The organism is Suipraeoptans intestinalis, from assembly GCF_009696485.1.
In the GTDB taxonomy this organism is placed as follows: Bacteria; Bacillota; Clostridia; order Lachnospirales; family Lachnospiraceae; genus Suipraeoptans; species Suipraeoptans intestinalis.
The window spans coordinates 37,132-58,522 of the sequence record NZ_VULY01000018.1 but is presented as its reverse complement, the minus strand read 5'-3'; the positions used below and the strand labels follow the sequence as shown (position 1 = coordinate 58,522).

Genomic DNA, 21,391 nt, shown 5'->3' with positions numbered 1-21,391 from the left:
GCTGTTATCTGACATAAGTGCAGGGAGAGACCTTTTCCATCAGACCTTTTTGTCTGTCAAAGATCTCTCCCGGATTGAATCTCTTATCCAATCCACACACCCGATCCGTCAAACCGATAATTGGTTCCGCCTACATTTACTACTGTACTTTCCGCCATAGCTCCGTCCGCCTTCAGATAGTACCAGATGGTTCCGCTCTGCAGCCAGCCGGTTTTCATGATTCCATTGCCGTTTAAGAAGTACCAGGTACTTCCATCCTTAATCCAGCCGGTACGCATGGCTCCTGTCTCTTTGTCCATAAAGTACCACTGTCCGCCTACGCTGATCCAGCCGATCATCATCTGTCCGCCTGCCGGATTCAGATAGTACCAGGCGCCTCCCTGATTCAGCCAACCGGTCTGCATGGCCCCGCTGCCGGAAAGGAAATACCAGGTGCTTCCGTCCTTGATCCAACCCGTTTTCATGGCACAGGTCTCCTGATCAAAGTAATACCAGGCACCACCCACGAGCTGCCATCCGGTCACCGCCTTACAGCTTCCGTCAAAATAGTACCAGGTGCCGCCAAAGCTCTGCCACTGTCCGCAAAGAGCGTAACCGGATCCATTAAAGTAATACCATTGTCCATCAATCCTCTCCCACTGATTCACCGGATAGGACCCGTCTGCCAAGCGATACCACCAGCCGGTTCCGTCCTGTATCCACTGCCCTGCGGACTCGCTTCCCTGATATACAATGCGATGAGATTTGTCGGAAGCCTTCAGATTTTTGTGTTCCGGATTCTTTGTATAGCACGCTACCACATAGTCTCCGTTGACCCCTGCATTATTGGGAAATACACTCTCTGCCAGAAATTTCAGACTGCTGGGAAGCTGGACAGTTTCCAGATATCCTTCCTTAAAAGCATTGGTTCCGATCGTTTCGATCCCCTCTTCCAGGATCAGTTCCCGCAGAGAAAGGAATTTAAAGGTTCCCTCAAAAGCAGACTCCCCGATTTCCTTGACTGTTCCGGGGATGCGAAGCTGTGTCAGATGGTGGAGATGAAAGGCTTTTCTTCCGATCCGCACGACGGACGCCGGGATCTCAAGTGTCTCCAGTCTGGCTCCCGCAAATGCAAAATCATCAATTTCCGTAATGGTGTCCGGAAGTGTGACATGGGTCAGGTTGATATTCATGGAAAAGGCTGCCTGGGGGATCTTTGTCAGTCCCCGGGACAAGGTAAGATCCACGATCTCATTGACTGAAAAAGCGCCTTCCTTGATCGTCTTCACCGTATCCGGAAGTACTACCGCCTTCAGCTTATTGGAATGGAATGCCTGTTTTCCAATCTCTGTCAAAGAAGCCGGGAATTCCACTTTTTCCAGACTGTTGTACTGGAAAGCAGACTCTTCTATCGCTTGTAGTGTATCCGGAAGCTTCACGGTCTTCATACCGTTTGGCGAATAGATCCCGCTCTTTCCCTGTTCCCATTCTCCCTCCGGGATCTGGAATGCACCGGCTCCTATCCGGGTGATCGGTTCTTGGGTTTCCGGATTCACTTCCGGCAGTACCAGGTCCAGACAGCGTTTCCGCGTCTTGTGTCCCTGCTGGGACCAGCCGGTGACAGTGCCACCCTCATAGGTAAAATCTTCATTGCTCCAGCCGGTTCCTGTCAGCTTGTCGTATACTACTTTATGATACTGGGAGCTGGCATAGAAAATCCTGCCATTATCCTTCAGATGCGCCTCATTTGTTGTGCGGACCTTTACCACCGTTCCTTTCTGATTGGAAAACGTATCTTTTGCCAGCTTCTGCAGTCCCGCAGGAATATCGATCTGCGTCAGCAGCGTGTCCTTAAAAGCCTTTTTCCCGATCTCTGTCAATCCTTCCGGCAGAAAAACTTCTTTCAGACTGGAGCAGCAATCTCCCTGGGCAAAGGCGTTGTCTCCGATCTTTTTTACGGTGGAAGGAAGCGTCAGCGTAGTAAATCCGTTTCCGGAAAAAGCCAGATTTCCAATGCTCTCGATCCCCTCCGGGATGGTAACGGAGGTAAAGGTTTTTACCGGTGTGTTATTTACAAATGCACTGGCAGGGATCTCTTTCATTCCCCTGGAAATCACAACCTTTTCCAGCGTATCATTTGATCCGAAGGCCGCCGCTCCCAGCGTGGTAACGGAATCCGGAAGCACCACTTCCCTGATCTTGTTCTGGGCAAAGGCACGCATATCGATAGAGGTCAGCGTGCTGGGAAAGGCTACCGATTCGATTCCTGCGTCTACGAAGGCAAACTTCCCGATCCTGATCAGGTGAACCGGAAGTATCACTTTTTTAAATGCGACTCCCTCTCCGGCAAACAGGCCGCCTCCTCCCGCTGCTCCGTCTCCGATGGCGATAATATCTTCTCCTTTCGTGTTCTGATTCGGGAAGATCAAAGTGTCCATGGAGGTTTTCTTCGCATGACCGCTTTCCGAGAATCCGGTTATGGTAGTGCCTGCCTCATCGTAGGTAAAGTCATTGACCGTCCAAACATCCTCCGCTTTTTTGATGGTAAAGGTGGCTCCCGCCACTTCCAGCGGCTTGTGCGCCTCTTCATTCGGGGTATAAGCCGGCACAGGCACCGTCTGATTTTCGTCAAACGCCAGCTTGTTCATCTTTTGCAGTCCATAGGGCAGATCCACCCGGCTCAAAGCCCCTCTGGCAAAAGCCTTGCTTCCGATCTCTTTTAAGCCATCCGACAGAAAGAGGGACGTAAGAAAGCCTCCCGCGCCTCCCTGCTCAAAAGCGCTGTTTCCCACCTTGGTCACGGTTCCGGGAAGAGCCAGGGAAGACAGATGGTTTCCTTTAAAAGCAGACGCATCAATCTCCTGCAGTCCTTCCGGAAGACTGAGGGTTTCTATTGCCTGTCCTCCAAAAGCACCCCTTCCGATTTTCCGGATTCCCTTCGGGATGATCACCGTCTTTAAATTTTCATTGGACACATTGTTTCCTGTCAGTCCAAACACAGTAGGCATCAGTTCCGTCAGGCCGGCAGAAATCTGCACTTCCGCCAACATCCGGTTGTCAGAAAATGCCGCTCCGCCCAATGTAGTAACAGAATCCGGAAGCGTCACCTTTTTTAACTGATTATTGCTAAATGCCTGTATCCCGATAGATGTAACGGAATTAGGGATCACGACGCTTTTCAGACCGCTGGAATGAAACGCCTTGTCTCCTATAGTCTCTACCGTATCGGGGATCTCTACGGAATCAAATCCTTCCTCTGCCGTCACGAAAGCTCCTATCGTCCCGCCTTTTCCGACAGCCTTTACCACTTCTCCGGTATCTGTGCGGGAAGGAAGGATCAGGTTTTTATTCTTCGCCCGTTTCTGGATCCCGCTCTCGGAAAGTCCTGTGACCGTATTCCCCTCATAGGTAAAATCCCGGATTCCCCATACTGTCTGGGTATCTTCTCCCTTTATCAGCTTCTGTACCCAGGATTTCTGGTTGGCGGCCGTCCTTCCCAGATGGTGAATCCGATCCAGCTGGAACAAAGCGTCGTTGTTGGTATACATATAAACGACTCCGGCTCCTTCCGCTTTGACTTTGTCCGGCGCCTCGGCCGGGATCTCCTCCATTCCGGGATTCTTGAAAAAGCTGTACATAAAGACCTTTTCCGTATAATCCGGCAACGTGACGGAACGGATCTGGTTGTCAGCAAACGCCATATTGTCGATCTGGAACTGAAAATCGCAGGTAACGGGAAGCTGTACCTGACGCAGACTGTTGGAGGCAAACGCCTGGTTTCCGATCATCCAAAGCGTATGCGGAAACCGCACCTCCGTCATACGGTTGTTTTTAAATGCCGCAGCGTCAATAAACAGAATTCCCTCGGGAAAATCCATCGCTGTAAGATTGTTATCAGAAAAAGCCCCGCTTTTGATAATGAAATTTCCTCTTCGTGTGATGGTGTGGGTGACTGTGTCATCATAAGGGATCATCATATCTTCGGGAAACGTGATGGTCTCGATCCCCATTTTGGCAAATGCATTGGGACCTACTCCTACTATCGTCTCTCCTGACGGCGCTTTCCCCGGAAGTACCAGATGCTTGTTGACCTGGATCTTTTCCTTTCCCGAATCGGACAATCCCAGGATCCCGGTCCCCTGAACCTGGATCTCACGCGTATAGTTGCATCCGCTTAAGGTATGCTCGATCATCCCGTAGGTAAAGTCTTCCGCCTGCCAGGGAGAAGAAGCGTCTGCTTCCCCGTCGGTGCCTTCCGCATCTGCAGCCTCTGCCGTTTCAGAAACCGACTGTGTTTCCGGCAGTATCTGTGTTCCACTATCCGGCGCCACTGCTTCTTCCTGCCCGGAATTTCCGGCGTTTGCAGCTTCTCCTTCCGTTGCTGCCGCTGCTTCCAAAGTATCCGCCTCTGGCACGACTGCCGATGATGCCCCGGAAGCTTTCGAATCCTCTCCTTCTGCCAGCGCTGTCATGGGGGCAGATATGCACAACATTGCTATTAAAAGCCACGCCATTATCCTGCTCTTTTTCATAAATACTCTCCTTTTCCTTCTGTCGCCCTTTTCTCCTGCCGTCGGATCCTTCCTACTCTACTTCGCCTGCTACAGACCATCTCCAGAAGGATTCTATGTAGTTATAGGAGGTTTCATATCCGCACATTTCCAAAACCACCTGCATATATGCGGACCGGATCCCTCCGGTGCAGTAGGCAGCCACCTTGTCGCCTGGTTCTACGCCTGCATCCTTCAGCATCTTCTGAATCTCTGTGTTGGATTTTAACGTCCCGTCCTCCTGAAACAGAGAGGTATAAGGAAAATGAATGGCTCCCTTTAAGTGCCCTCCTTTTGCCTCTCCATACAGGACCGCTCCGTCATATTCTTCTTTGCTTCGCACATCCAGGATCTTATAATCCGCATAATGCTCCTGAAGCTCCTCTGTCGTCACGATCTTGGAGGTATCTACCTGATCAACCGTCACCTCTGCCGGTTCCGGCTTGCTGGCGAACAACTGGGTAGCCGCCCCTTTTTCCTTCATGGCAGCGTAGCCTCCGTCTACGATCTTTACGTCTGTATACCCGCAGGCCAGAAGCTGGGTCAAAAGTCGGGCATCATCTCCCCAGCCTTCCTTTGCCTCTCCGATAATAATGATCTCTTTGTCCTTTGTCAGGCCCAGGTTCCCCAGGATTTCCGACATCTTGTCTGCCGGAAGGTAGGTGGCATAGCCTGCATTTCCCTGACCCACGGACATTTCCGACCAGTCCTGCCAGGTGGTGGCGATGGCGCCGCTGATGGTTCCCATCATGGCGGCTTTTTCTCCACGGCTGTCCACAAAAATAGTATCTTCTGCGCCTACCCGACCGGCGGCATATTCTGCGTCCACGATCCATTTCCCATGGAAATGTCCGTCATCTTTTCTTTCTTCTGTCCCTTCAGCCTCTTCCTTTTCCTCTACCGTCTTTCTTTCCGCCGTAGGCTCCTGCTTCTTATGGCATCCAAAAAGCAAAAGGCTGCCAAAAAGCAGCAGGGTCATCAGTAAAATTTTCCTGTTTTTTTTCATGTGTGTTCTCCTTTGTTGATATATTTTTAGACAATTTGCCCAATTCGCTGTTTAAATTATACCTTGTTTGTTCTTTCCCGTCTAAGTGAAAAACTCTATAAGAACATGTGATATATAGTATTTTTCTATATATGTGACGCTATTTACGAGGACAATAAAGCCCACCCGTATTCTTTTCTGATAAATAAAAAAAAGAACGGCCCGTTCTTTCCATCATTTCCTTCTGGAACGGCTCGTTCTTTCTCTTCTTACGCTGTTTTATCTTATTTTTCCATTTTCTGATAACAGTACCCTATAATGTCTCTTCGGGTCACGATCCCGATAAAATGTTCTCTATCGTCCACCACCGGAACAAAATTCTGTTCCATGGCCCTTCCGATCAGGTCCTCCATGGCGGACTCTGCGGAAACGCTCAGATAATCCAGCCTTCTTTCGATTTTCATAATGCTGATATCTTCCGCTTCTTTCAGGTTCAGAAGATTCAGTTTCTTCAGAGTCCAAAGCAGGTCTCCTTCCGTAATCGTACCGATATACTTTCCGTCCCGGTTCAGAATAGGAATGGACGAATACTTGTGGTACTCCATGATTTCTAATGCCTGACGCAGCGTGTGGTAATCATAGATATATGCCAGCTCGCTTTTAGGCTTTAGAAAAAAGAGAATGTTCATTTCCGGTTTCCTCCAAATACAATCATTAGATCACCGTATTGACAAAGATATTGTAGATTGCATGGATCGCCACCTCAAAATCATGATTTCTGACTCCGATAATGATATTGCGCTCACTGGATCCCTGGTCGATCATTTTTACGTTTACGCTGGCGTGAGCCAGAGCGGAAAAAATTCGGCCGGAGGTTCCCCTTGTGGCTCTCATCCCCCGTCCTACTACTGCGATCAGCGCCAGATCAGACTCCAGCTCCAGGCAATCCGGCTCCACTGCCCGGTGGATCCCTGCCAATACTTTTTGTTCTTTTTCCTCAAACTCATCCTGATGGACAAACACCGTCATGGTGTCGATCCCGGTAGGCATGTGTTCGATGGAAATTCCGTTTTCTTCAAAAATTGTCAGTACCTTTCTGCAAAATCCCACAGAACGGTTCATCATTGCTTTTTCAATGGTAATAGAAGCAAAATCCTTCTTCCCTGCGATCCCCGTAATGATAAATCTGGGTTTTCGGCAGGTGTCGGATACGATCAGCGTTCCCTCATCCTCCGGCACGTTCATATTGCGGATATTAATAGGGATCCCCTCTTTTTGTACCGGGAAAATCGCATCCTCATGCAGCACGGATGCTCCCATATATGCCAGTTCCCGAAGCTCCTGGTATGTGATCACGTCAATTCCCTTGGGATGTGGAATGATCCTTGGATCTGCCACCAGAAAGCCTGACACGTCCGTCCAGTTTTCATACAAGCCTGCGTGTACTGCCCTGGCCACGATAGATCCGGTCAGATCCGATCCTCCTCTGGAAAAAGTAAAAATCTTTCCGGACGGACTTGCACCGTAAAATCCGGGGATCACCGCCCGCTCCGTTTCTGCAAGGCGTTCTCTCAGCCTCCGGTCTGTCTCCTTAGGCAAAAATTCCCCGGTCTCATCAAATACGATGACTTCCGCCGCATCTATGAACGGAATCTCCAGATAGGCCGCCATGATCAGGCCGTTCAGATATTCTCCCCGGGAGGCCGCATAGTCTCTTCCTACTTTTTTCGTGAAATCTACACGGATCTTTTGAAATTCCGGGGTCAGATCCAGATGCAGTCCCAGTCCCTGGATGATGGAATCATATCGGTCTTTGATGGCCAGAAGCGCCTCTTCAAACTCCTCTTCCGAGATTGCCAGCCCATAACAGCTGTACAGCATATCCGTCACCTTTGTATCATCAGAAGTCCTCTTTCCCGGTGCAGAGGGAATCACATAACGTCTGTCGCTGTCTTTCCTGATCAGCTTTCCCGCCTTTTTAAACTGCTCGGCACTGGCCAGGGAAGTTCCTCCAAATTTTACCACTTTTACCATATTTGCTTCCTCCAAACTGCCTTCCTTAGACTTTCCTATCTTACACGATTTTTTTATGATTTGCAAGAATTCGCGTAAGAGACGTCAAAGGGATGGCAAAAGACATCAAAGAAGCTTTTACTGTGCTGTTTCCTCCCGATATTCCAGGGAATCCAACGGACAAAATCCGTTTTCTGTCCTGGCATACAGATCCGTTCGGTGATACGAAAAGAAATATTCCCCGCCTTCTCCCAGATACTCCAGAAAGGTTTTCATAACCAGTTCCGGTTTCAGGTTCTCGTTGCTTCCGGCTGCCAAAAACAGACAGAGCTTTTCCTCCTCCATTTCCATCTGGTAGATCATCGGGCGGATATCCACAAGGGTCTCTTTGCTTTTCGTCTTTTTCCACACAGGGAGTTCTTTTTGCCCTAAAAAATCAGGCAATGCTTTTTGCCATCTTTCCGGAAAGGGCAGCGCTTCTTCCAGGGATCTTAACGAGGCCAGAAGCCTTACCTGGTAGGAGGCAGCGGCTACGATCGTCATCCCTCCTCGTTTTTTATCCGGATCGATCACCACCAAACTGACTACTTCCACTCCGTCTACCATAACCTGATTGAGCTTTTGGACAGTCTCTTTCAAATCTGCTTCTTCCAGAACGATTCCTTCGCAAAATTCCAGATCCATATATTCTCCGTCACTGGTAATGCCAAGCCCCAAAGGCTGGGCAAAAGACAGGATCATATGAGGGCTGTACCCTCCTGAAAAGGCAACGGGGATCTCGGCCCGCCTCAATGCTTTTTGGAAGAAACGCATCATGTCCAGATGTCCCACATATTTCATACTCCCCCATTTACGAAACTTCATCCTTGCTTTCAAGACAGACACCCCCTTTATATTTTCCCGCTCCACAGCCCATGCATCTTTCTTTACAGTTGGGCGTTACTTCGGCTCCCTGCGCCCGCTGCCACTCTTTTTGCAGGAACCTTTTTGTCACCCCAATATCAATAAAGTCCCAGGGAAAAAGCTCCTCCATCTTTCGTTCCCGATTGTTGTAGAACCGGATATCCAGCCCTTCTTCTTCAAAAGCCTCCACCCATTTTTCATAGGAAAAACATTCATTCCAGGCATCATAAAGACAGCCTTTTTTATAGGCTCTGCAGATCACGGCTCCGATCCTTCTGTCTCCTCTGGCAAACACGCCCTCCAGCACAGTGGTTTCGGCATCGTGCCAGTGATATTTCAGGCTTTTCCGGTTCAGCTGCTCCTGAAACTCCCGCTTCACATCAGCGGCTCGCTGCACATACTCCTCGTAATCGTACATGGGCGCCCACTGGAAAGGCGTGAAAGGCTTGGGGATAAAGAAGGACGTGCTGGAAGTGATCTGGCATTTTCCGTTTCTCTTATCTTTCGGGATCTCGTAGTACTTTCTGGCGATCTTGTCTGCCAGCCGCGGAATTTCCTTCCGATCCTCCAGGGTTTCATTGGGAAGTCCCAGCATGAAATACAGCTTTACTTTGTTCCATCCTCCGTCAAAGGCCTGCTGTGCCCCTTCCAGAATGATCTCCTCCGTCAGCCCTTTGTTGATAACGTCCCGCATCCTCTGAGAGCCCGCTTCCGGCGCAAAAGTCAGGCTGCTTTTCCGGACATCCTGCACCTTTTCCATCACCTCCAGAGAAAACGCATCGATCCTGAGAGAAGGCAGGGAAATGTTGATCTTCTTTTCCTGAAACTCCTCGATCAGAAAGGTCACCAGTCCCCTCATATCCGGGTAATCGCTGGAGCTTAGAGAACTCAGGGAGATCTCTTCGTGCCCGGTAGAAGCAAGCATCTTTCTGGCATATTCTTTCAGTGTCTCAAGGCTCCTTCCTCTGGTAGGCCGATACAGCATACCTGCCTGACAGAACCGGCAACCGCGGATACAACCTCTTTGTATCTCCAGCACCACCCTGTCCTGCGTCACCTTAATGAAAGGAACCACCGGCTTTACCGGGTAATACGCCCCGTCAAGATCCATTACCACCTGTTTTTGAATGACAGGCTTTGCACAGGGGCGATTTGGTGTAAAAGATGACAGCAATCCTTCCTTTGTATATGCCGCATCGTAAAAAGCAGGTACATAGATCCCTTCGATCTGCGCCGCCTTTTCCAGATATTCCATCCGGGAACCGCCGGCCTGTCTGTTTGCCTTATACAGATCCAGCAGTTCATCATAGACGGTTTCTCCTTCCCCGATATAAAACAGATCAAAAAAATCCGCCAGGGGTTCGGGATTATAGGTGCAGGGACCTCCGCCGATCACGATAGGATCTGATTCTTCCCGTTCCTTTGCCAGCAAAGCGATCCCGCTAAGATCCAGGATCTGTAAAATATTGGTGTAACACATTTCATACTGGATGGTAATTCCAAGGAAATCAAATTCTTTGATGGGATCCTGGGATTCCAGGGCAAACAGGGGAATCTTTTCCTGACGCATACAGGCGTCCAGATCCAGCCAGGGCGAATACACTCTCTCACACCACACATCCTCCCGCCGGTTAAACATCCCATACAGGATCTGGATCCCCAGATGGGACATCCCAATCTCGTATACATCGGGAAAACACATGGCAAAGCGAATCTCCACCTGCTCTTTGTCTTTCATCACCGAATTTACCTCGCCCCCGATGTAGCGTGCCGGTTTTTCTATTTTCATCAAAATATCGTCAGAAAGTGCCAGTCTGCGCATAATTTTCCTCTTTTCTTAAACTCTTTCTATCCAAATTTCTTTATCCGGATCAGGTGCCTTCCTTTTTTGGTAACGGACAGTTCCCCTTCGTAAACGATCCGTCCCAGCTGGCGGACAGAGATCACATCGCCTTCTTTTAAGTGGAATCCATTACTGAGAATCAGCTTTCCGTTGACAAATGTTCTTCCGCCTTCGATCAGGGGCACGATCTTACTTCTGGAAAGAGGATAAGCCACTGCCAGCACCGTATCCAGCCGAACCGATGCCACCGTTCCTGTAAGAAGCTGGCAGGAAGGAAGATAGGTTTCCTCCGGCTTCTCCTGTTCTTTTACCCGTACAGACTGCCGTCCGATCCTGGTCAGCTGTTCTGTAATGAATGCTGCCATCTCCCGTTTTACAAAGACCACCGCGCTTTTTTCGTAGACCAGAATATCTCCGATCTTGCCGCGTTCGATCCCCAGGTGAACCAGAGCCCCCAGATAATCCCGATGCGACATTCCTACCGCAAACTTGGAGGCGTTGGGAAGAATCTCCAATGGCGTAATGGGATATCCGGACGCACAACAAAGAGCATCAGGAAGAAAAGCTGCTATCTGACGCTCTGACATCTCATATCCGCCAAAGGTCTCATACTCTGTGTAAAAAAGATCCTTCGGTGTTGTATGCAATATATGAAGTTCATTCAGATTCAAAAAATCCGAAAAAATCACAATCCCCTTGTGAAAAGCCATCTGAGAAAGTTCGATCAACCGTTTTCTCAGCAGCGCTTCCTCCCGGTCCATTCCTGCTAAAACCTGGAACGCATGGAAGACGCATCAAAAGAAGTATTCAGAAGATCCTGCAGGTCCCCGGAGATGTCCACATTGGTAGGCGTCACCAGGAAGATGTAGCTGGACACCTTCTGAAGATTCCCGCTGATGGCAAAAGTAGCGCCGGAAGTAAAATCAATGATTCTCTGAGCCACTTCCAGATCCAGTCCTTCCAGATTCAGGATCACTGTCCGTCCGGAAAGCAGTGTCTCTGTAATCTCTCTGGCATCGTCCACAGAATTGGGCTTCATTACACAGACCTCCATAGCCGCCGGTCTTCTGGAGGACGGACGCATCGCCGTCACCTTGCTTCCCGTTGTCCTGGAAGTTCTGGCAGGCACGTCTTCTATCTCCTCTTCCGCCTCTTCCCGTCCTCTCAGCTTGCTGAAAAGATTCGTCTTTGGCTTCTCCTCATATCCTTCGTCATCATCTACTTCGTTAAAGGGATCTTCATAGTCATCCCCATCGTCCAGTTTCATAATGTTTAAAAGCTTATCCAATACTCCCATTACAATTCTCCCATCTTATTTCTCGGTCATCCTGTTTTTGGCGTAATCACGACCGCCGAATATCCCGGTGCCCACTCTGACAAGAGTAGCCCCTTCTTCCACTGCCACCGGATAATCATTCGTCATCCCCATGGACAGGACATCCATACTCACATTATCAATGCTTTTTTCGGCAATGTCAACAGATAATTTGCGTAAATCCGCAAAAACCTGCCTGTTTTCTTCGGAATTTTCCACAAAAGGGGCGATCGTCATCAATCCCCGTACACGTATATGGGGAAAAGCTGCAATCTCCTCTACAAATTTCAGGGCTTCCCGGGGAGAAATCCCAAATTTGCTTTCCTCCTGGGCAACATTGACTTCTACCAGGATATCGATGATCCGATCTTTTTTTGCAGCCTCCTGCTCGATGGTCCTGGCCAGCCGGATGGAGTCCACAGAGTGGATCAAATCCACCTTATCTATCACATCCTTTACTTTGTTCCTCTGTAAATGCCCGATCATATGCCAACGGATATCTTTGGGAAGGGAATCGTACTTTTGAACCAGTTCCTGCACCTTGTTCTCGCCGAATTCCCGGCATCCCAGGTCATAGGCCTCCCGGAGAGTTTCTGCGGGCCAGGTCTTGCTGACGGCGATCAGCGTCACCTCTTCCCTCTTTCTTCCCGCCTTTTTGCAGCTGTCTTCTATTTCCTGTATGGTGCGCCTTAAACGTTCTTCCAGCATCTTTCTCCTCTTCTCTTTCCCGTCCGATCTTTCTTTTCGGCGTTTTCAACCGATCTTTTCTGTCTGAAAATCATTCTGCCATCTAAAAGATCACCTTGTTTTCTTTCATATCTTTCCCGTGCAGTGCAATATGGTCATAGTTGGAAAGTCCATGGAGAGTAGTCGGCTCAACGATATAATAGTCCTCACTCTCGCACAGGATCTTCACCTGACGAAAAGACGCATACCCTCTGTTTACATTATATACGCCGGTAAGAAGCTCTGTTTCTTTCAAAGTAAACGTATCAGAGGAGTCTGGTTTTTTCAAAACATCTCCCTTGTCAAACAGATCGGAGTCGATATAGATTTTTCCCGCCTCTTCATCTGCATAATAACTGCCGGTGGGGATAAATTTTACAGAATCTTTTCCAATATCCTTTAACACCCCGCTTAACTGGCTGTTACCTCCCTGCGTCAGATAATCTCTTGGTATGGCGTAATAGGTCTTTTTGGTAACGGCAGACTTGGGAACCTTCAGCCCTGTTTCATCTTCCAGGATCAGGTCTACGTTCAGATACCGTTCTTTTGCATAAGCTACCATGGATGTGTCAAAGTTTAAGATTCCTGTCACGCCGTCCTTCTTTTCCTGTACTTTGACTTTGGCCCACATGGTCTGCCCGTCTGCCGAAAACCGTACCTTCACATAGGAACGTTCTTTTAACTCCTTCGCCATCTTTTTATCCAGAGGAATGCAGACCTTCCAGTCGTCATCCTTTACCAGCTTGTAAACGGCGTTGCCCGCTTTCACGGAAGTATTGTCCTTTAAAATCTCTGCCTGATATTTTTCTTTGGACAACATTTCTTTTGACAGGTTATCTTCTGATATGTCTTCATATCCGTCTGTAGAATAAAGAATGATCCCATCGGAGGTCGCCGTATAAGTCTTAAGTGCCTCCGTCTCCGCCATTGCATCCAGCTGCGCCTGACGGCTCAAACTTGATTGATCTGTCAGCAATGTGGTCAGCTGGTCCTTTAGGGTGTAGACGTCCGAAAATTTCTCCGGTTTGAAACTATTCCCAAATTCCTGCACTTTCATAAAGACAGAATATTGTTCTTCCCTGCTGAGGCTTTGTGACTCACTTTGAGGCTGTTCAAACTGAAGCTTATGTTCTGACAGAGCATACACCTTTGTCTTCACGCCCACCTTGCTCCCCTCCGGGATCAGATAGTTAACGTACCCGTCCTCGCCTGTCTGGACTACCTCTTCCTGTCGTAACACAAGTCCCGTGTAGGACACTTCCTTCAAGATCGATCCCATTCGGACCTCATAGGTGGAAACCGACCGGTTGGTAAGAGAACCCAGTATGATGATGATAAGATATACAAAGACGATCCCAAAAATCAGAACGCCGATATTTAAATTCCATTTTCGTTTATAGACCTGGATATTGGTCATATTATTTTTTGCCAAGTAGATGCCTCCCGCCTTTTACTCAGGAAAAGTCTTTCAAAACATTTAAGGGGAAATCTGTTCTATCAGAGCCGACATATCCTGATACAAAAGCTCCTTTGTCTTTGCCCCCATAACAACAGAAACGTAAGGTGTCCCGTCGTTTGCATACTCCAACAGGATCAGGCAGTTGCCCGCCTCGTCCGTAGTGCCGGTCTTTCCTCCTGCAATGACAGCCGTCTGTGGGGATGCGACCAGACCTCTGGCATAGTAATTGGTCGGTTCCCAGGATACCTGACGAACACTCCCATCTCTCCCGGTAATGGATGCAGTATACATAGGCATCTGGATGATGTTCACAAACGCCTCCTGCCGGATGCATGCGTGAAAGATCAGATACAGGTCATACGCTGTTGTGTAGTGCTCATCGTCATGCAGTCCGCTGGGATTTGTAAAATGCGTATCCGTTGCCAGAAGCTCTGCCGCTTTCTGGTTCATCATATCCACGAATTTCTCTTCCGTACCGCCGATATGCTCTGCAACGGCTACTGCACTGTCATTCCCGGAATGAAGCAAAAGCCCGCAAAGGAGGGCTTCCAGTGACAATCTGTCTCCCTCCTGCAGTCCACAGACCTGCGCATAGGAAGGAAAGCTGGACGCCGCCCCGTTTCGGGATACGGTAACCGTATCCTGAAGATTACCATGCTCCAACGCTACAAGAGCCGTCAGTATCTTGGTAACACTGGCCGGATAGAGTTGTTTGTAAACCTGGAAAGCGTAGAGGGTCTCTTTCGTCCCTTCATTGAAAAGAGCGGAAGAATCCGCCCCACTCAGCCCCCAGTCCTGCTGCTTTTTCTCTTCCTTGGGCACCACGCACAAATCGTCGCTGTACAGACTATTTACATATGCACGCTTTTCGTATTCCTTTGTCTCATAATGCTCTACTACACTCTGAAATCCTGAAAATCTGCATCCGCTTCCCAGCAGGACAACAAATGCCAGCACAAGGAACACTCCCGTTTTATTTGTACATTTCACGCCAGTCCAAATCTCCTCTGTCAATCGCTAAAATAATCAGTTCTGCTGTAGCCAGGTTTGTCGCCATGGGAATATTGTAGGTGTCACAAAGCCGGATCACATCATTCACATCCGGATCATGTGGCTTTGGGTTGGCCGGCTCCCGCAGGAAGATCAGTGCGTCGATGTCATTCTGCGCAATCTGGGCGCCCAGCTGCTGCTTTCCGCCCAAAGGACCTGCCAGATACTTGTGGATGCTGAGATTGGTCACTTCCTCGATCAGTCGTCCTGTAGTTCCTGTTGCATAAAGACTATGTTTATTTAGGATCCCTCTGTACGCAATGCAAAAATTCTGCATCAACGTTTTCTTGGAATCGTGAGCAATTAAACCGATGTTCATCTCTTTTATCTCCTCTTACTGATATTTTTGGGGCTGTAATCCGACATTCAGAACAAACCCGATGCCGATATATAAACTTACAAGAGAAGTAAGCCCGTAGCTTACAAAAGGAAGCGGTACGCCCGTATTGGGCAAAAGCTTCGTGGCAACGCCAATGTTGATGAAGCTTTGTATCCCAATCAGGCCTCCTACCCCGCAGCAGATGATCCTGCCCGCCATGTCTTTTGCACGCATTCCCACTAACATGCATTGTATCACAATTAATAAGAGTAACGCAATAACTATACAGCTGCCTATAAATCCCAGTTCCTCCCCCACGATCGCAAAAATAAAGTCCGTCTGAGGTTCCGATATGAAATTTCCGTTTTTTACCGAAGTCGTCGTATTGTTGTCCAGTCCCTTGCCGGAAAGCTGTCCGGATCCGATGGCCATAACAGAATTTTTTTGCTGATAGGCCTCGTCACTGGCGTATTTCTCCGGTTCAATAAAGGCTAAAATCCGCTTCTGTTGATAAGGCTTCAGGATCTTCTGGTTGGGCTGCACCACAATGCTCAGAAAAATAATGGTCAGCGGGATCAGTATCAGCAGGACAGTTCCGATGAATCTGTAATGAAGTCCTCCCACATAGATCATCAGACACAGCGTAAGAGCTGTACAGATGGTAGTGGACAGATTCGGCTCCACCACGATCAAAGCCAAGGGCACTCCGCATAACAGAGCGTATTTGATCAGAGTAAATCTACCACTGATATCTTCCTCGTGTTCCATGATAAATTTGGCAAAAAACAGGATCAAAAGGATCTTGGAAAGTTCCGACGGCTGAAAGGTGGTAAATCCCAGGTTGATCCACCGGGTTGCTCCATTTACATTTTCACCGATGACCAGAACGGCTCCCAGCATCACGATCACAGTCCCGTAGAGAAGCCAGTAAAAATTCAGTACCCACTCATAGTCCACCAGGGAGACCACCAGCATGACAAGGATCCCCAGGATCATACCTACCAGCTGCTTGTTCTGGAAGGAAGCTCTTGCACTTCCCACCACCAAAACGCCGATCACAGAAAGGAGGATCACCAGGATCACCAGACTGAATCTATAATTTTTTATTTGATAAGGCTTCGTAAATCTTCTGGATAAATGAATTCTCACGTTTTTTCTCCTTTACATCCGGCCTTGGGATCCTGCCCAGCTTTCTTTCTCCATAGGGCTCCGCCAGATATTCTCCGATAGTTTTACAAAGGGCAAGGGATTTTGTTTCTATCTCCCACAGACCGTCTCCTTTTTGGAACTGCTCCCGGATCTTGTCCTCCTGCGGAAGAAACCCTACAATCTCAGGGGAAACCAGGTCCTTCCATTCTCCCTCTTCATATCCTTTCGGCATTCTCGAAGGAATCTGATTCAGGATCATGCTCTGCTCTCTTCGCCCCCATCCGGCACAGGCTGCACTCATTTTATCCGCCGCCCTCAAGGAGAGCGGTTCCAACAGGCTGACCAGCAGTACTTCTCTGCAGGATCTGGCACAGAGTTCAGCGCCCTTTCCAATTCCGGCAGGGCCGTCCAGAAAAATCCAGTCATATGCTTCTTCCATGTCTTTTAGCAGTACTTCCAGCTTCTTTTCCTCCAGATCCTTCCATGTTTTTGTCTGAGGAGCTGCCAAAAGCTTCAGCTTTGGACAGTTCGGGTGGGGCAGCGCCGCCTCCCGAATGTCTGTTTTTCCTTCGCATACATCCAGCACGTGATGCAGGATGGGCGTCGTAATTCCCAGCGCCATCTCCAGTCCCCGGAGGCCAAAATCCATATCGATACACAGGACTGTTTTTCCCTCTTCCGCCAGAGCCCGGGAAAGCATTGCGGTTACAAACGTCTTCCCTGTTCCGCCTTTTCCGGACAACACTGCCACTGTCTTTCCCATATCCTTCTCCTTAATCTGTTACGATAATGTCGCTGCTTACATTGAAAGCCTTTCCCGTCAGGATCTCCGAAGGATCCGTCAGCTGGTAGTAATACTCCAGCACATATTTCCCAATTTCCACCGCATGGGTAGAGCCATATCCGTTGGCGATCCGGATGGAAAAGGCGATCTTGGGATCGTCGCTGGGGGCGTAGCCTGCAAACAGAGAATGGTCTGCATGTGTTCTGCTCTGCTGTGCCGTTCCCGTTTTTCCTGATACAGACACTCCGCTGCCATTGATTTTAGAGAAGGTCGTGGCATAAGTACTGGTCACTACCTGACGCATTCCGCTTTGCACTGCATTCCATGTAGTATCTGCCACGTTGGTCGCCTGTTTCTTCACCTTCGGCTGATATTCTTTGATCAGCTCTCCTTTAGAGGACGTCTCCTTCTGCAGCAGAGTCAGGTCGTACAGGTTCCCTTTATTTGCCATCGTCGCCATATATCTGGCCAGCTGGCTGGTGGTGTAATTGTTGGTTCCTTGGCCGATGGCAGAAAGAATGGAGTATTCGTCTGAAATCTGAGGTTCTGATTCCGGTATCTCTATTCCGCTGGTACTTCCCAGGCCAAATTCTTCCGCATATTTTTTCAGGATGTCTGTCCCTTTCCGACTGGAAAAAGAACTGGCTCCGTCTGTCGTCCGGTTTCCTCCTGTCTGACCGGATGCAGTCCCGTCTGCTTTCTGCAGGCTCATCTGATAGCCCAGTTCATAGAAAAAAATGTTGCAGGAATGGGCGATGGCGCCTTCCACATTCAGTGGTCCGTGGGCTCCTGGATAGATCCAGCACTTGGGACTTGGCTCCACCCGGTCAAAGCTTCCGGTACAGTTTACGTAGGTATTCAGATCAATGATCCCTTCCGTCAGTCCCGCCACAGCAGTCAGCGGCTTATATACCGATCCCGGCGCCGTGCGCTCCTGCGTGGCGTTGTTGTAGAACGGACGGGATTTGTCCATTACCAGCTTGTTGTAATAGTTGGAATCCATCGTATTGACCAGCCGGTTGTTGTCGTATCCCGGATAGGATACACTGGCCAGCACCTGTCCGGATCCGGGGTCCGTTACCACCATGGAACCGGTGCAGGGCTCCAGCGCCAGCTGTCCCGGCGTCAGTTCCAGGTTCTCGATCTTGCTCATGATAAAGCTGTACGCATCCACGCTTCCGGCCTTCAGTCCTTCGTAAGATCCCGCATCCTCCTGCAGGATCCCCTGTTCAAACAGAGCCATACAAAGCTGCCTGCCTGTAACAGAACCGCCAACGATCAGATACTTGTACAGGATCTTGTCAAACTCAGAATCGGAAGACAGCTGATCCAGTCCGTATTCGATCATGGCGTTGTACAGCTCTTCCGAGCTGGAATAGGTGTGCCCTCCTTTTACATACTCCCGCAAAAGAGAGGTATCGATCCAGTTCTGTGACAGGGCGTGCTGGAGAAAGGTGTACGCATTGATGCTTCCGTCCTTTTTCCAGTTTTTGTATCCCGCATCTCCCTTATCTATCCGGTTTTTCATCAGAGAAGAGCTCAGCACATGGTTCACCAGATAATTCATATATGCCTGCTCTTCCTTCCCCAGATTGGTCAGCGCCGGGGCCTGCGGATCCTGCAGAGACTTTTTCAGGCTTTCTTTCACCGCCTCTTTTCTTTCCAGAAAGACTGCCTCTATTTCTTTTTCGCCTTCCCTGGCATCTTCCGCCGAAAAATGCTTCATATCCAGGATGTCGTTGTTGACCAGCGTATGGTATACATCTGTGATGGGAATGATCACGTCATTTCCTTCCTGCACCGTTTCCCTGTCATAATCCGCTATGTTTTTGATCTTGGAAATAAGGATCCCCGCCAGTTCCTGCTCTATCACGTGATAGGCGACTTTTTGCAGGTCTGCATCTATCGTAAGGTAAAGGTTGTTTCCGGCCTTCGGATTCTTGCCTTTTGCCGTTTCGATCACCTTTCCCACACTGTTGACATAAAGCTTCTCTTCTCCCTTTTCACCCTGAAGCACACTGTCCATCGTCTTTTCGATCCCCGCTTTCCCGATGGTATCCGTCTTGTCGTAGGCCTCCTGCTCTTCCTTGCTTAACGCATCATACTCTTCGGTAGAAATCTGTCCGGTGTAGCCGATCACGTTGGCAAAGCAGACACTGTCTGTATAACGCCGCAGAGACTCTTCCTCTATGCTGACCCCCTGCAGGCTGTCCAGATTTTCCATAATGTCTGCTACCGTCTCATCACTGACATCATCGGCGATGGTGGTGGCGATATATTTCTGGTAGCTGTTCAGAGAAATGGCATACCGAATGTTGACCAGCTTCAATACCTCTGCAGGAGACAGCTTCTTTTGGTCGATGCCATAGCCGCTGATCTTATCCGTGCAAAGATAGTCGATTACATCCTTCGCCGAGGCATTTTGCTGCTTTTCGGACAGCTGATCGATCGTCCTTTTTCCATAAACATCCGCAATAAAACGCATCCGTGCCGTTTCATTTTTTTCCATGAACCGATATTCCTGATTGGAATCCAGGATGATCCCGAAATTGTTGATCACAGAGTCGCCGTTACCCTCCACCATCCGGATCACTTTGGTAACCACCTTGTTGATCTCCTTGTTTTTCTGGGTCAGACTCTCATAATCTCCGTTGTCCTCTATCATGACGGCGTAGGCTAGCTCATTGTAGGCCAGAAGCTTTCCGTTCCTGTCGTAAATATTTCCTCTGGTTCCTTCTACGCTTCTCGTCTTCTGGATCTGAAGTTTGTAATCGTCAAAATACTCCTGCCCTTTTACGATCTGCAGATAAAACACCCGCTGCACCAGGATCCCTGACATGACGCAAAATAAAAGGACTACCACAAAGACCCTTGACTGTACCAATTCAAATATGCCGGACTTGATCCGTTCCCATAAATTATACAAATCTGCTTGCACTCCTTTGCTCTTCTGCTTCCAGCTTTTTGTTGATCTTCAGGACCACCTGGTAGACTGCCAGTGTGACCAAAACGGTATAGATCAGCTCCGGCAGGATAATGTGGCTGAAATAGTTATAAAATGCAAAATCACCCTTGAGCAGATGAAAGCCGACATAATTTGCGAACCCATAAAGCAGCTCGCTGGCTCCTATCAAAACAAGGGGTAATTTGATATCGTCGTCGTAAAAAAGGCGGCGGAACATTCCGTTGCCATACCCGATCACAGAAAAGATCAGCATCTGTAACCCCAGCATGCCGCCCCACAGCACATCTACAAACACTCCGCAGACCAGCCCCACCCAAAGGCCTTCTTTCTTTCCCCGCATAAACCCGAAAGAAGACGTCAGGATAATCAGAAGATTTGGCTTGATCCCTGCAAAGGAAAGATGGGAAAACAGTGTGCTTTCCAGAAGGAAGGCAAGAACGATCAGACCCAAGATAATCCCTTTCCGTTTCAATTTCCCGCCTCCTTTTCTTTCTCACTGTCCTTCAGCAGATCCTGTTTGGTGGAAGTGATCACCAGAACCTCCTGCAGACGGCTGAAATCCACGGCGGGCGTAATGTACCCGGATCTGGTCAGATTGTTGGCGTCCACTTTGATCTCACTGATATATCCGATGAACAGTCCCTGCAGAAAGCGATTGCTCACATGAGAGGTCACCACCTGCTCTCCCACCTCGACCGGATGGTCATTGTTGGGAAGCTTTTCAAACCGGATCCTGCCGTCCGCCATCAGCTTCAGATCTCCTCTTACCACACAAAGATCTGACGTAGACAAGATCATGGCGCTGATATTGCTGGCGTCATCGATCACAGAGCGTACTCTGGCATAATCCGGTCCTACCTCCGTCACGATACCCGCCAGTCCGCTTCCTGCCAAAACATTGGAATTTACCTGCACTCCGTCGTTGGTCCCTTTATCAATGGTGAAGTCGTTAAACCAGTTGCTTCCGTTGTTGGCGATCACATGGGCTCCCGTTTTTTTATAATCGGAATAATTTTCATCCAGCTGGTATAACTGCCTGAGCCGTTCCAGTTCGTATTGCTCCTGCCGCAGATAGGTGTTGTCTATTGTCAGCTTGTCCACCTTGGACTGCAGCGCCTCATTTTCCTTTTTCATTTCCTTCAGTGTCTGGAAATTGTCCGATACGTCGCTCATAAAGCCGCCCACAAAGCTGATCCCCTTCTGCATGGGGATCACCGTATAGTTGGCCACGAAGCGAAGGGGGCCTTTCCCGCCTGTGAAGGCTTCTATCACAAGCAGGATCACACAGCAAAACGCCACCAGGATCATCCAGTATTTACTTGGAAGGGAAGAATGTCTTCTGGTCTTCATC

At 49.0% G+C, this 21,391-nt stretch carries 17 protein-coding genes; all 17 read right to left on the bottom strand.

Going from position 1 to position 21,391, the window contains the following annotated elements; translation table 11 throughout:
- Window positions 1–83 precede the first annotated feature (83 nt).
- On the bottom strand, window positions 84–4,511 hold the full coding sequence (locus FYJ34_RS01010) for a leucine-rich repeat protein (RefSeq protein WP_154475443.1): 4,428 nt from the start codon (window positions 4,509–4,511) through the stop codon (window positions 84–86).
- A 52-nt stretch (window positions 4,512–4,563) separates the two neighbouring features.
- Entirely contained in the window at window positions 4,564–5,535 is a 972-nt protein-coding gene (locus FYJ34_RS01005; RefSeq protein ID WP_154475441.1) for a sulfurtransferase, read from the bottom strand.
- 263 nt (window positions 5,536–5,798) lie between these two features.
- Entirely contained in the window at window positions 5,799–6,203 is a 405-nt protein-coding gene (locus FYJ34_RS01000; protein WP_154475439.1) for a CBS domain-containing protein, read from the bottom strand.
- 25 nt (window positions 6,204–6,228) lie between these two features.
- The gene (locus FYJ34_RS00995; protein WP_154478735.1) at window positions 6,229–7,548 is read right to left on the bottom strand and encodes an aspartate kinase; all 1,320 of its coding nucleotides are present in this window, start codon (window positions 7,546–7,548) and stop codon (window positions 6,229–6,231) included.
- Window positions 7,549–7,665: 117 nt separating this feature from the next.
- Entirely contained in the window at window positions 7,666–8,403 is a 738-nt protein-coding gene (locus FYJ34_RS00990; RefSeq protein ID WP_154475437.1) for a TIGR03936 family radical SAM-associated protein, read from the bottom strand.
- Window positions 8,378–10,252 (bottom strand): TIGR03960 family B12-binding radical SAM protein, encoded by a 1,875-nt coding sequence (locus tag FYJ34_RS00985; RefSeq protein WP_154475435.1) that lies wholly within the window; start codon window positions 10,250–10,252, stop codon window positions 8,378–8,380. Before FYJ34_RS00985 ends, FYJ34_RS00990 begins: the two co-directional genes overlap by 26 nt.
- Before the next feature lie 26 nt (window positions 10,253–10,278).
- Complete coding sequence (locus FYJ34_RS00980) at window positions 10,279–11,034, bottom strand: YlmH/Sll1252 family protein (RefSeq protein WP_154475433.1); 756 nt, start codon at window positions 11,032–11,034, stop codon at window positions 10,279–10,281.
- Between the two features lie 5 nt (window positions 11,035–11,039).
- The gene (locus FYJ34_RS00975) at window positions 11,040–11,570 is read right to left on the bottom strand and encodes a cell division protein SepF (RefSeq protein ID WP_154475431.1); all 531 of its coding nucleotides are present in this window, start codon (window positions 11,568–11,570) and stop codon (window positions 11,040–11,042) included.
- Window positions 11,571–11,585: 15 nt separating this feature from the next.
- Window positions 11,586–12,296 (bottom strand): YggS family pyridoxal phosphate-dependent enzyme, encoded by a 711-nt coding sequence (locus FYJ34_RS00970; RefSeq protein ID WP_154475429.1) that lies wholly within the window; start codon window positions 12,294–12,296, stop codon window positions 11,586–11,588.
- A gap of 82 nt (window positions 12,297–12,378) precedes the next feature.
- Window positions 12,379–13,746 (bottom strand): biotin/lipoyl attachment domain-containing protein, encoded by a 1,368-nt coding sequence (locus FYJ34_RS00965; RefSeq protein WP_154475427.1) that lies wholly within the window; start codon window positions 13,744–13,746, stop codon window positions 12,379–12,381.
- Window positions 13,747–13,791: 45 nt separating this feature from the next.
- Window positions 13,792–14,763: a D-alanyl-D-alanine carboxypeptidase family protein gene (locus tag FYJ34_RS00960; RefSeq protein WP_330582486.1), complete on the bottom strand. Its 972-nt coding sequence runs from the start codon at window positions 14,761–14,763 to the stop codon at window positions 13,792–13,794.
- A complete protein-coding gene (mgsA, locus tag FYJ34_RS00955; protein ID WP_154475425.1) occupies window positions 14,747–15,142 on the bottom strand; it encodes a methylglyoxal synthase in 396 nt (131 codons plus the stop codon). Before mgsA ends, FYJ34_RS00960 begins: the two co-directional genes overlap by 17 nt.
- A 15-nt stretch (window positions 15,143–15,157) precedes the next feature.
- Window positions 15,158–16,291 (bottom strand): FtsW/RodA/SpoVE family cell cycle protein, encoded by a 1,134-nt coding sequence (locus FYJ34_RS00950; RefSeq protein ID WP_330582485.1) that lies wholly within the window; start codon window positions 16,289–16,291, stop codon window positions 15,158–15,160.
- On the bottom strand, window positions 16,236–17,054 hold the full coding sequence (locus FYJ34_RS00945; protein WP_154475423.1) for an AAA family ATPase: 819 nt from the start codon (window positions 17,052–17,054) through the stop codon (window positions 16,236–16,238). Before FYJ34_RS00945 ends, FYJ34_RS00950 begins: the two co-directional genes overlap by 56 nt.
- A gap of 10 nt (window positions 17,055–17,064) precedes the next feature.
- On the bottom strand, window positions 17,065–20,001 hold the full coding sequence (locus tag FYJ34_RS00940; protein WP_235899165.1) for a penicillin-binding transpeptidase domain-containing protein: 2,937 nt from the start codon (window positions 19,999–20,001) through the stop codon (window positions 17,065–17,067).
- Window positions 19,994–20,512, bottom strand: coding sequence for a rod shape-determining protein MreD (mreD, locus tag FYJ34_RS00935; RefSeq protein ID WP_154475421.1), 519 nt, complete (start codon window positions 20,510–20,512; stop codon window positions 19,994–19,996). The genes FYJ34_RS00940 and mreD overlap by 8 nt, the downstream gene beginning before the upstream one ends.
- A complete protein-coding gene (mreC, locus tag FYJ34_RS00930; RefSeq protein WP_154475419.1) occupies window positions 20,509–21,390 on the bottom strand; it encodes a rod shape-determining protein MreC in 882 nt (293 codons plus the stop codon). Before mreC ends, mreD begins: the two co-directional genes overlap by 4 nt.
- Window position 21,391 lies beyond the last annotated feature (1 nt).

Bases quoted from the DNA above. Each gene is read 5' to 3' on its own strand.
- FYJ34_RS01010 (WP_154475443.1), bottom strand. From the start codon at position 4,511: ATGAAAAAGAGCAGGATAATGGCGTGGCTTTTAATAGCAATGTTGTGC.
- FYJ34_RS01005 (WP_154475441.1), bottom strand. From the start codon at position 5,535: ATGAAAAAAAACAGGAAAATTTTACTGATGACCCTGCTGCTTTTTGGC.
- FYJ34_RS01000 (WP_154475439.1), bottom strand. From the start codon at position 6,203: ATGAACATTCTCTTTTTTCTAAAGCCTAAAAGCGAGCTGGCATATATC.
- FYJ34_RS00995 (WP_154478735.1), bottom strand. From the start codon at position 7,548: ATGGTAAAAGTGGTAAAATTTGGAGGAACTTCCCTGGCCAGTGCCGAG.
- FYJ34_RS00985 (WP_154475435.1), bottom strand. From the start codon at position 10,252: ATGCGCAGACTGGCACTTTCTGACGATATTTTGATGAAAATAGAAAAA.
- FYJ34_RS00980 (WP_154475433.1), bottom strand. From the start codon at position 11,034: ATGGACCGGGAGGAAGCGCTGCTGAGAAAACGGTTGATCGAACTTTCT.
- FYJ34_RS00975 (WP_154475431.1), bottom strand. From the start codon at position 11,570: ATGGGAGTATTGGATAAGCTTTTAAACATTATGAAACTGGACGATGGG.
- FYJ34_RS00970 (WP_154475429.1), bottom strand. From the start codon at position 12,296: ATGCTGGAAGAACGTTTAAGGCGCACCATACAGGAAATAGAAGACAGC.
- mgsA (WP_154475425.1), bottom strand. From the start codon at position 15,142: ATGAACATCGGTTTAATTGCTCACGATTCCAAGAAAACGTTGATGCAG.
- FYJ34_RS00945 (WP_154475423.1), bottom strand. From the start codon at position 17,054: ATGGGAAAGACAGTGGCAGTGTTGTCCGGAAAAGGCGGAACAGGGAAG.
- mreC (WP_154475419.1), bottom strand. From the start codon at position 21,390: ATGAAGACCAGAAGACATTCTTCCCTTCCAAGTAAATACTGGATGATC.